At 69.2% G+C, this 13840-nt stretch carries 13 protein-coding genes and 1 pseudogene; 3 read left to right on the plus strand and 11 right to left on the minus strand.

What is annotated here, in order from left to right; all coding sequences use genetic code 11:
* Positions 1–3 precede the first annotated feature (3 nt).
* The 4 genes from OP79_RS23420 to OP79_RS23435 form a co-directional block, all read right to left on the minus strand.
* Positions 4–1371: an extracellular solute-binding protein gene (locus tag OP79_RS23420; protein WP_033322556.1), complete on the minus strand. Its 1368-nt coding sequence runs from the start codon at positions 1369–1371 to the stop codon at positions 4–6.
* 196 nt (positions 1372–1567) lie between these two features.
* Positions 1568–2209: a peptidyl-prolyl cis-trans isomerase gene (locus OP79_RS23425; protein ID WP_211270848.1), complete on the minus strand. Its 642-nt coding sequence runs from the start codon at positions 2207–2209 to the stop codon at positions 1568–1570.
* A complete protein-coding gene (locus OP79_RS23430; RefSeq protein ID WP_033322557.1) occupies positions 2206–6480 on the minus strand; it encodes a glycoside hydrolase family 38 N-terminal domain-containing protein in 4275 nt (1424 codons plus the stop codon). Before OP79_RS23430 ends, OP79_RS23425 begins: the two co-directional genes overlap by 4 nt.
* Before the next feature lie 259 nt (positions 6481–6739).
* A complete protein-coding gene (locus tag OP79_RS23435) occupies positions 6740–7630 on the minus strand; it encodes a MurR/RpiR family transcriptional regulator (RefSeq protein ID WP_033322558.1) in 891 nt (296 codons plus the stop codon).
* 253 nt (positions 7631–7883) lie between these two features.
* Between OP79_RS23435 and OP79_RS23440 the strand changes: the two genes are divergently transcribed.
* The gene (locus tag OP79_RS23440) at positions 7884–8648 is read left to right on the plus strand and encodes a sugar isomerase domain-containing protein (protein WP_425428597.1); all 765 of its coding nucleotides are present in this window, start codon (positions 7884–7886) and stop codon (positions 8646–8648) included.
* 188 nt (positions 8649–8836) lie between these two features.
* Entirely contained in the window at positions 8837–9823 is a 987-nt protein-coding gene (locus tag OP79_RS57110) for a helix-turn-helix domain-containing protein (protein WP_051744851.1), read from the plus strand.
* A 69-nt stretch (positions 9824–9892) separates the two neighbouring features.
* On the opposite strand, the gene OP79_RS50530 is transcribed toward OP79_RS57110, so the two are convergent.
* From OP79_RS50530 to OP79_RS58575, 4 genes are all read right to left on the minus strand, one after another.
* Entirely contained in the window at positions 9893–10645 is a 753-nt protein-coding gene (locus OP79_RS50530; RefSeq protein WP_051744852.1) for a VOC family protein, read from the minus strand.
* A gap of 50 nt (positions 10646–10695) precedes the next feature.
* A complete protein-coding gene (gene cpt / locus OP79_RS23455; RefSeq protein WP_033322560.1) occupies positions 10696–11229 on the minus strand; it encodes a chloramphenicol phosphotransferase CPT in 534 nt (177 codons plus the stop codon).
* Positions 11230–11371: 142 nt separating this feature from the next.
* A complete protein-coding gene (locus OP79_RS23460) occupies positions 11372–11581 on the minus strand; it encodes a DUF397 domain-containing protein (protein WP_051744853.1) in 210 nt (69 codons plus the stop codon).
* Positions 11578–11742: a hypothetical protein gene (locus OP79_RS58575; protein ID WP_425428594.1), complete on the minus strand. Its 165-nt coding sequence runs from the start codon at positions 11740–11742 to the stop codon at positions 11578–11580. The genes OP79_RS23460 and OP79_RS58575 overlap by 4 nt, the downstream gene beginning before the upstream one ends.
* Before the next feature lie 48 nt (positions 11743–11790).
* On the opposite strand from OP79_RS58575, the pseudogene OP79_RS55355 reads away from it, so the two are divergent.
* Positions 11791–12032 (plus strand): annotated as a pseudogene (locus OP79_RS55355) (IS5/IS1182 family transposase); the annotation flags it as partial.
* Between the two features lie 11 nt (positions 12033–12043).
* Here the strand turns inward: OP79_RS55355 and OP79_RS23475 are convergent.
* The 3 genes from OP79_RS23475 to OP79_RS52050 form a co-directional block, all read right to left on the minus strand.
* Complete coding sequence (locus OP79_RS23475; RefSeq protein WP_033322563.1) at positions 12044–12460, minus strand: hypothetical protein; 417 nt, start codon at positions 12458–12460, stop codon at positions 12044–12046.
* 150 nt (positions 12461–12610) lie between these two features.
* Complete coding sequence (locus tag OP79_RS23480) at positions 12611–13297, minus strand: restriction endonuclease (protein WP_033322564.1); 687 nt, start codon at positions 13295–13297, stop codon at positions 12611–12613.
* Positions 13297–13503 carry a hypothetical protein gene (locus tag OP79_RS52050; RefSeq protein ID WP_078491965.1) on the minus strand — a complete coding sequence of 69 codons (207 nt, stop codon included), beginning with the start codon at positions 13501–13503 and terminating at the stop codon, positions 13297–13299. Before OP79_RS52050 ends, OP79_RS23480 begins: the two co-directional genes overlap by 1 nt.
* Positions 13504–13840 lie beyond the last annotated feature (337 nt).

Raw genomic sequence — 13840 nt, forward strand, 5'->3', positions numbered from 1 at the left:
GGGTCAGCTGCCCTGCTCGATCAGCTCGTTGGCCTTGGACTGGGCCTCGTCGAGGGCGTCCTGGGCGCTCTTCTTGCCCTGCATCGCCAGCTGTATCTGGGCCACGATGGCGTTCAACTCGCCCGGTGTGAGGGCGATTTCGTCGGCCGTCGAGGTCTGGCGGTCATCGGCGACGATCTTCCGGGCCTCGGAGAAGGGGTCGGTGCCCTCGACCTTCTGGAAGAAGGGGTCCTTCAACGACTCGGTGGTGGAGGGGAAGATGACGACGTTCGGGTCCTTCGCCCACTCCAGCTGGTTCTGCGCGTTCGTCAGGAACTGTGCGAAGGCCAGCGCGGTCGAGGCGTTCTTGCTGGTGGAGGCGACACCGACGTACTGCGGGGCGCCGACGGTGTGGCCGAGTGCGTCCAGCATGTAGGGGGCGACGCCGGTCTTCTCGTAGACGGTCGGGTTGTTCTGCTGGATGAAGCGCAGGAAGTTGGGGTTGGTGGGGCCGTAGACCAGCTTGCCCTGGCCGTAGACGTTGGCTGGGTCCTGGGTGGAGGAGAGGGAGTCCCTGGGCATCCCGCCGGCCTTGTAGAGGCTGGTCATGGCCTCGACCCACTGCACGGTCTTCGGGTCGTCGGCGAAGGTGAACTTCTTGCCGTCGGAGGACAGCACCTCGATACCCATCTGCTGCCAGTGGGCGGGGATGTGGTGCTGCGGGTTGGCGAGGAAGGCGTAGTAGTCGCCGTCGGAGGCCTTGGCGACCTTCTCGGCGTCGGCGAACAGACCGAGGACCGTGGTCGCGGGCTTGGCCGGGTCCAGGCCCGCCTTCTCCATCAGCTCGGTGTTGAAGGTCTGCAGGATGCCGCCGGAGTACCAGGGCAGCACGCTGTGCACCTTGTTGCCCTCGGCGTCGGCGTACGTGGTGGACTTCCACATCGCGTCCGTGAACGGCTTGCCCGCGTCCGGCGCCTTCTTGTCCAGGTTGAGCAGGTAGCCGTTCTTCGTCAGCGCGATCGCCGTGTTGACGTTGATGTTCACGACGTCCGGGAGGGTGCAGCCCTGCGCGTCGGCGACCAGCCGCTGGGTGAAGGTGGCGTCGCCCGGGTCGTCGATCCACTTGATCTTCGTGTCCGGGTTGGCCTTCTCGAAGGCCTTGATGACGCCGTTGAAGTAGTCCCCGAAGTCCTTCTTCACGTTGGTCGTCTGGAAGGTGATGTCGCCCTTGACGTCGCCGGTGAGCTTCCCCGAGCCGACATTGCCCTCGTCGACCTTGCAGCCGCCGGCGGTGGCCTCGCCGCCGTCCGAGCCGCCGAGGCCGCAGCCGGCGGCTGTCAGGGACAGTACGACGATTGCAGCCACGGATCCGGTCAGTCTTCTCGCACGCATGGGATGCCCTCCTGCGAACAGGTATCTGGGGATGTGCTGGTTCAATTCACCAACTTGGACTCCGATTGATGAAAATGTGGACCAAAATTCATCGGAGGTCAATGGGCTGCCGTGTTGCTTTTGGGTTCCGGCTCGTGGTCGTCGGCAGTCGGATGCCGGGCGTCGGGTGCCGGTCGGTGTCCGTCAGTGCCCTCGGTCAGTGACGGTGCTCGTGGTCCGGGTGCGAGGGGTCGCCCGGGTGTTCGTGGCCGACGGCGTACACCACACCGGCGCGGGCCCGGTCCAGCCAGGCGAAGAAGGCGCGCCGGCCCGCCGCCTGTCGCAGGCCGTGGGCGATGCCCTCCCGTACGTCCGCGTACGGCAGGAAGTCCGCCGGTGCCGCGCCGCCGAAGGGGTCGACTCCTCGCCGCAGGGCGTCCTGGGTGAGGAAGCGGTCCCGGTTGCGGTCGTAGTAGTCCCGTACGGCTGCTTCGGGAAGGTCCTGCTCGTCCGCGAGTTGGGCCAGCAGGGTGCGTGCGGCGGGGGAGTAGGCGAGTACGACCGCGACGATGCTCCCGAGGTCGGCGACGTCGGCCTCGTCCACGGCGAGTACGTGGGGCGCGGCCTGAGCAGAGGGCTCGAGGCCGCGCTCGGTGCAGGCGCGGCGGGCGAGTTCGTCGGCGACGACGACTTGGGTGGCCCAGCGGCGGCGCTGGCGTTCGGCACGCGCGAGCGCATCAGGGCGCGTCTCGCGATCCCGCGCCGGTACGGCTTCCAACAGCGCGTCCACCCGTTCCTCGGCGAGGATCTCGCCGTGCACCACGGCGGCGGCACCGTCGGGCGGGTGCACATGCGTCACGGCGTCACCTCCAGCGGAACGGCCTCGGAGTACGCGACGCTGCCGTGCCAGGCGACCTTCGCCATCAGCCAGTACGAGCCCGGCGGCACCGCCCCGCCGTCCACCTCGATGACGCGCTCCACCTGCTCCCCGGGCGCGACCGTGAACCCTTGGCAACCAGGTCCCACCCCGGGCCAGGTGCCCCACGAGGAAACGGCCCACAGGGTTCCAGCGATCGGACCACGGGTCGTGTTCCGCACGCTCACCGGAACCCGCCCCCGCTCACCCCTGCGCACACTGACCCGCTCAACTCCCAGCCGGGACACGAGGGTTGGGCCAGTACGCCCGTCCGGCTCGCCCTCCGGGACCGTGCCCGGCACATCGAGGGCCACGACATCCTCGTACACCTGCCCGCCGTACGACAGCCGCGCGGCGAGCCAGTGCCGGCCGGGTACGGCATCGGGGGCGGGCGTCACGGTGCACTCGGCGAGGGTGAATCCGCCGGGACCCAGTGCGTACGGCAGCCGGGCGGGCTCGGCGACCCAGCCGGGCGGTACGTGGAGGGTCACGTCGACCGACACCGGGGAGTCGGTGAGCTCCGAGGCGACCCGCACGGTCGCGGTGACGGGTCCGTCGACGGTGAGAGTGCTCGGCGAGACGTACACGGTCACGGGCATGTTCCCGCGCGGTGCGGGGCCGGAGTTGTGCAGCCAGTACCGGGTGGGGACGGGTTGAGCGGGTTCGTACGCGGCGGTCCCGGGACCCTGCGTCGCGCTGGGGGAGCCGTCCCCAGGTGTCGCCAGCACCGTGGCGACCTCGAACCCGGTCAGCCCGACACCGAGGACACCGTCCTCCGGGACCAGTGGTTCCCCCGGCGTCTCCAGGACGTCGGCCCGAGAACCGCCCGTCCACGGCAGCGGCCCACGCACCCGCGCCCGCACCGGCCGGCCCGACACCTCATGCATCCGCACCGCGATCCCACGCCTCGGGTCGGACGGTGTCACGCTGCCCCGGGCCAGCGGGGAGCCGAGCGGCTTGAGCGCGTCGAGGAGCACCCTGCCCTCCGGCTCAAGCCCCAGCAGAGCCGTCCGCCTCGGCAGTACGGAGTCGTCATCCGCCGCCTGGCCGGCACGCAGCCGCGCCGTGAGTGGATGGTTGAACTCATGGCCGGCCTGCGGGAGTTGAAGCTCGCGCCAGTCGCCCTCGCCGCCCATCACCGCGTACTCGAAGGTGTGGGACCAGCGCTGGAGCTGGAAGGACGAGCCGTCGGGGGCGGTACGGCGCGGAGGGTCGATCCAGATGCCCGAGGGCCAGCCGGTGCAGGAGCGCATCAGGGACATGTAGAGATCGCCGGAGGACGTGACCACGCAGCCCGGCGTGCCGCGGTTGAGGACGGCGAAGCTGCGGCCGTCCCAGGCGTCACCCGGCGGCAGGGCCTCACCGCCGCCCGCCGCGGTGGCCCGTACCGTCGCGTCCTCCAGGTCGGCCACCAGCTCGGCGACCGCCTTCGCGTCGTCCTCGGGGCGGGCACCCGCCACCACGAGCAGCGGCAGCCGCTCCAGGTCACGGAGGTCCGCCCCCGGCACCCACTCCTCGCGCAGCCCCGCACGCGGCGCGACCCACACCGCCGCGACACCCTGCTCGGCCAGTTGCCGCCGCAGCTCGCGCCCGGCGGCCGGGTCCCAGCCCAGCGCCTCGGCGACCACGGAGTTGCGGTCGGGAGCGCCGACGGCGATACGGATGTCGGGGAGGTTGGAGTCGACCTCCAGATCGCCGTACCGGGGACCGTCCGCGATCGTCGAGGTCGCCGTGACGCCCGCGCGGACGAGGGCCGCCGCGAGCGGGGCCCCGAGCTCGCCGGCCTCCTCCCAGGAGCCGTAGATCAACTCGGCGATCCCGATCGACCGGTGCCCGAGCAACGTGCCCGTGTCGTCCCGGAGTTCGGTCCGCGCGGTGGAGCCGAGCGCGAACCACGTGTTGGCCGGGTTGTCCAGCGTCCAGGGGAACTGCTCGCTGTCGACGTCGACGAATCCGAACCCGCGCCCGATCACCGCGTCCGCCACCTCATGTACCGGCAGCCCGCCCCGCACATCCGACGGCCACCGCACCCGGATGAGCCGGTCGGCCCCGTCGTAACCGTTGATGGTGGTGGACACGTCCAGCCGAGCGACCCCCTTCCACAGACACAGCCGCTGTGTGTAGCGGAAGAGGCCGAGATCCGCGGTGACGGTGATACGGGATCCGGCGGGGGAGTGCTCGACCCGCACGTCGGCGGTCACCTCGCCACTGCGGGCGGCGGTCGTGCCGGTCGGCGTGAGATGCCAGGGGCCCTCACCGAAACGCGGGTGCCTCGGGTACTCCTCCTGTACGACCAGTTCGTTGCCGATGTCCCCGGCACTCAGCAGGTCGCGGCCGCCCTCCGCCAGCGCGCGCAAGCCGCTCACGCCCCCGCCGCGCGCCGGATCGACGGTCACCTCGTAGAACTCGTTGCGGATCGTCGTCCCCTCGCCCGGCGTCCACCCGGCCACGGAGCCCTCGGCGAGCGGCAGGGCGCGCAGGCCCATGCCCGGCACCTGCGGTACGACCACGCGCAGTCGGCCGTCCTCGTCGCGTACGGCAGGCAGCGGCAGACCCGTGTCGTCGAGCGGTACGAGACCCGGGTCGGCCACGGTGAGCACGTCCCGCCGCTCCCAGGTGGCGGAGTTGAAGACCACCAAGTCCGGGTCGCCGCTGGGCAGTTGGGTCACTTGCTGGGCCAGTGCATCGGTCGCGTCGGCGTGCACGGTCTCGGCCAGGTCGTACAACTCCCGCCAGCCCGTCAGCAGGTCGATATAGACCTGGTCGGACTCGGAGCCGGTGACGGCGTCGTGATGGGCGCCGTAGATCAGCTGCCGCCACGCCTTGTCGAGCGCCGCGTCCGGATACGGATGCCCGGTGACCATCGAGGCGAGCGTCGCCCACGCCTCCGCGTCGGCGAGCAGCGTCTCCCCGTACCGCTGCGCCTGCTTGGTGTCGATGTACGAGACGTCCTTGCCGGTGTAGACGGGGTTCATGTCCCGCGTCTGCGGCGAGGCCTTGCGACCTTCCTCGTCGAGCTGCGCACGTACGGCGGCGAAGAAGTCCCTCGGGATCGCGCTGACGAAGCGGGGCCAGACGTAACGGGCGTTCCAGTTCCGGTGGATGTCCATCACCCAACGGCACGGCGGCGCGTAGTCCCCGCCGACCGGAAGCAGCACATTGCGCGTGAGCGCCACCTGCTTGAGCCCCTTGAACAGCTTGTACGCGGCGGCTTCCGCCTCGGGCAGCGTCGGCGCGTTGTCGATCGCCCAGCCCGCCCCGTAATGGTTGACCATGTACGCGGTCAACAGCCCGCGCCCCGAAGGAGCGATCCACGAGAACTCCGCCGGGAACTGCATCCGGTTCGGATCCCGCGGCTCCTCCCCGAAGACGGACAGTGTCGGCCCCCACTGGTGGAAGGGCCCACGCGCCCATGAGCTGGAGCTCAGCCCCGCGTCCGCCATCAGCCCCGGGAACTGGGGATCGTGCCCGAAGGCGTCCAACTGCCAGGCGGTTTCCGGGGACGCGCCCATGACGGCTCGCTGGAAGCCGTCGCCGTACACGGCGTTGCGTACGGTCGCCTCGGCGCCGGTGAGATTGGTGTTGGGCTCGTTGTACGTACCGCCCATGATCTCCACGCGACCGGTGCGGATCAGTTCGCGCAGAAAGGCGCGCTCCTCCGGGAAGGCGTCCCAGTACGGCTTGAGGTAGTCGACCTCCGCGAGCACGAAGGTGTACGCCGGATCGCGCCGCGCCAGATCGCAGTGGGCCCGCACCAGGCTCATCCCGGACTGGCCGCGTGAATCGAAGGTACGGGCCGGGAGGCCGGTGGAGGCGGGGTCGTCGGCGACGTCCCAGGTCTCGGTGTACGCGGCCTGGGTGTTCCACCAGACGGGGTCGTAGTGGAAGTGACTGACCATGAACATGGTCCAGCCGGGCTCGGCGACGGTGAACTCACCGGTATGGCGGGCGAGTTGGTCCTCGTCGGCGACTGTCACCGTGATCTCGCGACGCTCGCCGACGGCGAGCCCGGGCTCGGTGACCACGGGGATCTCGGCGCGCACGGTGCCGTCCTCGGCAGCGGTGGCCTCGGTCTCGCCGGTCACGCCGGGACCCTCGACGGTGAGGCGGACGGTCCGGCCGGGGAGGTGGCTCAGCTCGACGGCGACCACCTGGCGCGGCTGATCGGTGGTTCCGACGAAAAGCTCGGTCGACTCGACAGAGGTGACGCGCATGGGTCTCCTACGAGAGGGCTCGGCGGAGCCACATCCTGACACCGGAGGGATGGTTCAAACAACCATGCGTGCGTGTTGTTGGTGGTTCATCCATGCAGGATGCGCCTACGCGGGCCTCCGGTGCAGTATCCGCGCCCCTGTTGAGGGCCGTAGGCCCCTCAACAGGGGCGCGGGGCTGTGTCAATGTGCGGCTCCGCCGTGTGGGCGCGACCAGCCCCCACCGGCCCGCAGCCGAATCACTGCACCTCCAGCCGGGCGCTCAGCGGGTACGGCGCGTCTTCACCGCATGCTGCGGCGTGATGTGGTCGGTCAGCGCCAGCGACGCGCTCGCCCGCTGGTAGGAGAGCTGGGCGACCCGTACGTACAGGCAGTCGATGAGTACCAGCACCGAGTGCCGGCCGCCGATGCTGCCGGTGCGCCCGGGGAAGATGGTCTCCGAAGAGGTGGAGGTGAGCCGGATGTCGGCGGCCTTGGCGAGCGGCGAGCGCGGGTCGGAGGTGATCGCCACCGTCGTGGCACCGCGCTCCTTGGCGAGCTCGAACGGCTCGATGGTCTCGCGGGTGGCTCCCGAGTGCGAGATGCCGATGGCGACGTCCGCCGGTGTGAGCAGGGCCGCGGAGGTGGCCGCGGCGTGCACCTCGGTCCAGCCGCGCACCGAGCAGCCGATGCGGAACAGCCGGGTCTCGGTCTCCTGCGCCACCGCGCCGCTGCCGCCGACGCCGTAGACGTCGATGCGCCTGGCGCGGGCGACGGCCTGGGCCGCGCGCTCCATCGCGTCGAGGTCGATCCGGTCGATGGTCTGCTGCACCGCGCGCAGGTCGGCGCTGCCCACGACCTGGACGACGCGTTCGAGGTCGTCGTCCGGGGAGATGTCCGGGCCGATCTCGGCGCTGCCCCAGTCGGAGACCTCACCGCGACCGCGTTCCTGGGCGAGTTCGATCAGCAGATGCTGGTACGAGTCGAGCCCGATGGCGCGGCAGAAACGGGTCACCGTCGCCTGCGAGGTCCCGGTCCTGCGGCCCAGCTCGGCGGCCGAGGCGTGCGTGACGCTCGCCGGATCCTCCAGGATCAGCTCGCCCACCTTCCGCAGGGAGCCGGCCAGCCGGGGCAGCTCGGTGCGGATGAGTGAGGTGACGTCCGTAGGGGGCATCCGATCTCCTTGAAACTGGCCGCTGAGAAGGTAACAGCCACCGTACAACTGGCTTGTTGAAATTCAGGACCGGCGGGTACGGGGTGCCAGCGGACGTGGTGGCGGACGTGGCGATGGATGCGAGCGGGATGCGGCTGCGGATGTCGCCCGTGGTTGCCCGCTGATCGCGAGGTGTGTTTTATTCATTCACGTACGGATGCACGCGATGGTGGTTACAGCCACCGGTGGGGAGTACCCCTTGTCTGTCGAGTCCGTGAACGGCGGCTCCGTGAGCGCCGACGGCTTCGCGCGCGAGAGCCTGGCTGTCCTTGACCGGGTCACCGGGTCCGCGCGCGAGGAGGTGCGGCGTGCCGCCGAGCTGATCGCCGACTGCGTGAGCGCGGACGGCGTCATCCAGGCCTTCGGCACCGGGCACTCCCAGGCCATCGTCCTGGAGGTCGCGGGCCGCGCCGGCGGCCTGGTGCCCACCAACCGGCTGAGCATCGCCGACCTCGTCCTGTACGGCGGCGAAGACGCCGGAGTCCTCGACGACCCGCTTCTGGAGCGCAAGTCCGGTGTCGCCCGGCGGATCTACGACCTCGCCGCCCCACGCCCCGAGGACCTCTTCGTCATCATCTCCAACTCCGGTGTGAACAACGTGATCGTGGAGATGGCCCTGCACGCCAAGGAACAGGGCCACCGCCTCCTGGCCATCACCTCGGTCGCCCACACCCGAGCCGTCCCCGCCTCCCACCCCAGCGGCAAGAAACTCGCCGACCTCGCCGACGTCGTCCTCGACAACGCGGCCCCGCCCGGCGACGCCCTCCTCGAACTCCCCGACGGCGGCGCCGTATGCGCCCTGTCCACTCTCACCGGCGTCATGCTGGTCCAGATGGCCGTCGCCGAGGCGACCTCCCTCCTCCTGGCCGCCGACCGACGACCGCCGGTGTACGTCTCGGCCAACGTCCCCGGCGGCTTCGAGGGCAACCTGGAACTGGAGAAGCACTACGCCGGGCGGATCCGCCGCACGGCCAGTTGAGCTGAGGGTGGCGACTCGTCCCGACGCACCGCACGGTCGGCGGATCTTCCGCCGGCCCGGAGCTCAGGAAGGTCGGCACGGCAACCACTTGAACCACAGCAGCGTCCGGACAGAACATAGGCGCCAACCATTACGCACCACTGGACAGCGCCCGAGTATCGAACCGAACGCGAGGCGGATCGACCGCAATGAACAGCACTGGAACGGAGGCCGACGGGTCGCGCGGGTCGTTCGCCGTGGACTCCACCACCCCGGGCGCCTTACCGCGAGGATTCGAGGCCTTCCGGCGCGAGTGGGAGACGCAGCTCGGCGCCGTCTTCCGGCTGCCGGACCTGAGTCCCGCCACGATCGGAGACTTTCGGGTCAAGGTCCGCGGCGTCAGGGTGCGCGACGTGGTGATCGTCGATGTCCACGGCGCGTCAGCCGCCCGGGGAAATGCCATCCTGGGCAACGTCGAGGATCAGGTGCGGATGCAGGTGGTACGGCGCGGCGCATGGGCTGTGAGTGACCCGCGCGGTCGCGACGAACGGACCATACCGGCCGGGCAGTTCCTCTTGCGGCACGTCGGCCGGCCGTCGCACTTCGAGTCGGCGCCGCACACGACGGCGAAGCTCATCTTCTTACCTGCTGCGATGCTCAGACCCCTGCTCAGGAATCGCAGCATCACCGGTCCGGTGGACTCCCCCGAGCTGCGTCTGCTGGTGGCCCACACGAATATGGTCCACGCGACCGCCGCCGACCTCGGCGCGGCCGGTGTGCATGCTGCCCACAGCGCCATGATCGAGCTGGCCAAGGCGGTGGCGCAGGGCCGTTTCGACGACGTGGAACCCAGGCTGGTGCCCGCGCTCGCCCAGGCCGCGAAAGACCTCGCCAACAGCCATCTCGCCGATCCCGAACTGTCTCCGGCGATGCTGGCGCGTGAACTCAACGTCTCCGTACGCACCCTGCAGCGGGCGTTCGCCGCGGAGGGAGAGTCGGTGACCGCCTACATCCGCGGGCGGCGACTGGAAGAGGCCCGCCTCGCCCTCACCGCCCCGGCCACCCGGCTGAGCGTCTCGGAACTCGCCGCCCACTGGCAGTTCGCGGACAGCAGCCACTTCATCCGGGCCTTCAAGAAGCGCTACGGTCAAACCCCCACCGAATACGCCCGCTCAACCGGGTCGACCGGGAACTGAACCGACCCCGACAGTCATCGCCCACCCGCCAGCCAGGGGCGCCCCGGTCGTCATTCTCCGCCGCCGCTCTCACCCTTGAGCGGACCGCTGAAAAGGCTCACTGCTACGGGCGGCCAGGCGGCGAACCTGAAAGGTCAGCCCCTCGGGGCTGCTCAACCGCACTACACGAGCCCCGGTCTCTTCGGACCAGGTAACCGAGTCTTGGCCAAGGTCGTGTGCGCGGGCAACGACGCCATCCAGATCACCGACCTCGACCGCGAGTTCCCACTGCGGGGCGGATGCACTGGTTCCGCGTGTGGCGATGAAATCGGCGCAGGTCAGAGGGGCACCAGTAGTCTTCCCGTAGAAGTGCCGGACCTTGTCGGGCTGTTCGCAGGCCAGGACCATGCGGTGCGGAGCACCCGCCGAGTGGTGCGGGAACTTCCACCCGGTGAAGCGGTGCGGCTGCCACAGCGAGAAGGCCGCACCCACCGGATCGATCAACGTCGCCATGCGGCCCTGATCGCCCGCGTCGAAGGGAGGCACGACAAGGCGAGCGCCGTTCACTGCCGCCGCTTCGGCACGGCGATCGACGTCGTCGACTGCCAGATAGTAGGCGATGTGGGCGGGCGTTCCCGCTGGGTAGACCGGGTTCGCCAAGTCACTCACGCCGCCGATCAGATGGCCGTCGATGGCTATCTTGGTGGCCTTGCGCCAGTCCTCCTCGTCCACCGCGAAGCGCCAGCCCAGCGTCTTCGAAAAGAAGTTGACTGTGCCGGCCAAGTCGCGGGTTTTGAGGTCCATCCAGCAGAACTCGTTCAATGAACCCAGACGGGCCGTCATCCTGTGCTCCTTGTCGTCTCGATGCTGGGCAGCGGGAGCCAATCCGACGATCAGCTGACGTGGGCAGCGATGGTTCGCGCACACACCAGGGACTCGGTATGCGTCGTGTCCACCTCCAGGTCATAGACCACGCCCTCGTGAACCACGTCCGCCTGCAACGCGGCCATCCCCGGGGTGCGATCGCCTCGTGCGGCCTCACGGCCTGCGGCGACCGCGCTCTCACACCTGACGCCGACCCACAACGCGGCCATTCCACCCAGAGCCTTCTGCCACCGCTCCTGGGATGCCGCTCCGCCGAGGAAGACGTCATCGATGATGACCCTGGCCCCCGCACGGGCCATCGCCATGACGCCCTCCATCCAGGCTGCCTCCAGCGCCCGGAAGTCCGCCCCGACGCTCACCCCGCCGTCCGCCGCGAACACGATCCCCTCGTCCGACGACTGCATCTTCGCGGGCATGGCGTCGACGAACGAGTCGCACCCGAACGCCAGCCACGGATCCGGCAGTTCGGCCTGCAGACACCGTACGATCCCGGACTTCCCCGAGCTGGAACCACCGTTGAGAATGATCACCTGAGTCGTCACCGCGCCACGGTAAGGCGCTTCCCACACGGCACGAAACGAATATCGGCACACACTGCTCTGCTGCCACAACCCGGTGAACGTTTCCGGTCACGGCATCAGGCAGGGGCGATTGCCCGCGTTGGGCCTCTGGGCGTCGTCGGGTTCAGTCCAGGTGGGCGATGAAAGCGCGCCAGGCTTGAGGGCTGAACGTGATCAGTGGGCCGGTGGGGTGCTTGCTGTCGCGGACGGGGACGAGACGGGGGAGGTTGTCGGCGATCTCGACGCAGTCGTGTTCCGCGCCGCTGGCGGATGCCTTGCGCCATATCGCCCCGGTGAGGTCGCATGCGTACAGCGCAGCCTTGGGGTCGGTCACTTTCGGTGGCCCTCTTCCAACTCGGCGATCCTCGCGAGCGAGTCCTCCACAGGAAGCGCCGTCGCACGGATGCGTTCGAAGGCCTTGGCGAAGGGCGTCGCGTCGTCGCCCTCAACGTACGTCGCGCCGCTGAGGTGTTCCAAAAGCACTACGGACGGCATGGGTTGGGGGAATCCGGTCAGGGTGAAGCCGCCCACCACGCCGGGGTGCGCGGCATCCGCACTGTGATCCCCGTCCCGGCGGATCAGGAGGCCCACGGCCGCAACGGGGCAGCCGGGGCGGCAGGCCACCGGCCTTCGACCGCGAAACATACAAGCAGCCCAACACCGTCGAGCGGTGCATCAACCGCTTGAAGCAGTGGCGAGGCATCGCCACCCGCTACGAGAAGATCGCGACCATCTACCTGGCCGGACTCCACATCGCAGGCATCTTCTTCTGGCCCGACCGCTGATTCGCCTGAGACTACGTCCTGGCGATCTCTCGCCGGAGCTGATGGGTAAAGCGGCGAAGGAGGTCCAACGTCTCATGGTGCTCGGCCCTGCGATCGTCCCTGCCCTCGCTGGACCGGGCCTTCCAGACTCGACGCGCGAGAGTGTCGGCTAGTTCGACGGTGTCGTCGGCACACACCAGGTAGAGGGCCGACCGGGCTTCCTGCATCCGGCCCGCCAGCTCGTTGCCCCCAGCACCGTCGTCACTCAGCTGTGTTTCCCGGAGGTAGTCGATCAGCTGAGTCACAGCAGTGTTGAAGCCGATCCCGGCTTTGAGCTTCTGTTCGCGAAGCCACATGCGGTCTTGTCGGCGCGCGGTGAACCAAGAACCGAACACGGCCCCTATGAGGCCGAAACCGGCACCGATGGCCACGGACAGGATGTTCACCACGGTCAGCTCAGCTCCCCCCCCGGCACACGACCAACGCCAGGCTACAGAAGCCGTCGAAGGTGCCCAACCGATGAGCGCTCACACACCACACGGGCAGCCGCCTCCCGTTCGGTTGAGAGACGGCTTCTGAAGCGGCCAGACAGGTGTTTTTCATGCCGCTCGGCGAAAGGCCGTCCTAGGAGCTGGTCGGCTGGGCAGGCGCAGCAGGTCCTGCAACGGCGTGCCGTACTCGGCCCACCGGCGCAGCCGGTCCCGGTCGACCCAGTACACCTGATGGCGTTCGCCCCATGCCTTGGCGTCGCGGGTGAAGGAGCCGTTCGTCACGACGACCGCGATGTCGGCGCCGTGGACTGGGCCGGCGGTGCCCTTGACCTGATACATCACCGACGAGCCCACCTTGCCCGCGACGGTGGTGTGCTTGGCCTGTACGACGATCCTGCCTCGCCGCCGGTCCTCACCGATGACGTCGGCGGCCTGGTCTCCCTGCCGGCCGACCTGCCGTGCACGCCAGCCATCCCTGATGAGCAGGTCACGTAGTGCGAACTCGAAGGCCTGGTCGTCCATGACGTCGAACTGAGCGAGTGTGATCCGCAACCGGGCCAGCATCTGGGCACGCACCCGCCGGGCTCGCACCGCACGCACCAACCGCCAGGCCGCGTACCCGAGGCCGACGATGGCGAAGAGGGCGAGCAGCGGCCAGACACGTACAGTCGCGTGCCAGGTGGTCACCGCGATCTTGGCCAGCAGCCAGAGCACGGCGCAGGCGACGGCTGCGGCGGCAGCTTGCTCCCTGCCGCCGCGGGGCGGGCGCAGCCGAGACCGGCGAGGGCGGGCCATCAACGGCCCACACTCGCCGACACGGTCGGCGTGGGCGCATCCGGCTTCGTCGGAGAGGCCTCGCCGAAGCCGATGAGCTGGCTCCATAACCACACCACCGCGATCAGCCCTGCGATCGTCCAGCCACTCAATTTCTTCCCACTCGGGCGCGGGTTGCGACGGTTATGGCTGCGGACCCTGTGATATCCCTCGGGCGGCTTCGCCATTGATTCCTCCTCCTGTCGGCAGACCGCCAACTGCGGTCTGGGCTACAGGAATTGGTTTAGCAGCGGGCACTGACAAATCCGCCGGGACGATCAGCGTCGAGCACGGGACTGCCTCCCAAACACGCCGTGGGTCAGGCTTGGGCCCGGGTTTGTTCGAATTTTGCTGGCCGCAGTGTCGCGGGCCTGCGGAAATCTCGTCCGACCAGAAACAGACAGCACGTGCTGAAATAGCGCTGGAGTGCCGGTGCAGACTCTCACCCTGCACAGCACTCCAACCCCGCCACTTCAATCACAGTCAGAAATGGCAAGAAGCGGCGGGTGTTCGATGCAATCCGCC

The sequence above is a fragment of the Streptomyces yerevanensis genome, assembly GCF_000716805.1.
Lineage (GTDB): Bacteria > Actinomycetota > Actinomycetes > Streptomycetales > Streptomycetaceae > Streptomyces > Streptomyces flaveus.

Bases quoted from the DNA above. Each gene is read 5' to 3' on its own strand.
- OP79_RS23420 (WP_033322556.1), bottom strand. From the start codon at position 1,371: ATGCGTGCGAGAAGACTGACCGGATCCGTGGCTGCAATCGTCGTACTG.
- OP79_RS23480 (WP_033322564.1), bottom strand. From the start codon at position 13,297: ATGGCCCGCCCTCGCCGGTCTCGGCTGCGCCCGCCCCGCGGCGGCAGG.
- OP79_RS23430 (WP_033322557.1), bottom strand. From the start codon at position 6,480: ATGCGCGTCACCTCTGTCGAGTCGACCGAGCTTTTCGTCGGAACCACC.
- OP79_RS52050 (WP_078491965.1), bottom strand. From the start codon at position 13,503: ATGGCGAAGCCGCCCGAGGGATATCACAGGGTCCGCAGCCATAACCGT.
- OP79_RS23435 (WP_033322558.1), bottom strand. From the start codon at position 7,630: ATGCCCCCTACGGACGTCACCTCACTCATCCGCACCGAGCTGCCCCGG.
- OP79_RS50530 (WP_051744852.1), bottom strand. From the start codon at position 10,645: ATGACGGCCCGTCTGGGTTCATTGAACGAGTTCTGCTGGATGGACCTC.
- OP79_RS57110 (WP_051744851.1), top strand. From the start codon at position 8,837: ATGAACAGCACTGGAACGGAGGCCGACGGGTCGCGCGGGTCGTTCGCC.
- OP79_RS58575 (WP_425428594.1), bottom strand. From the start codon at position 11,742: ATGCCGTCCGTAGTGCTTTTGGAACACCTCAGCGGCGCGACGTACGTT.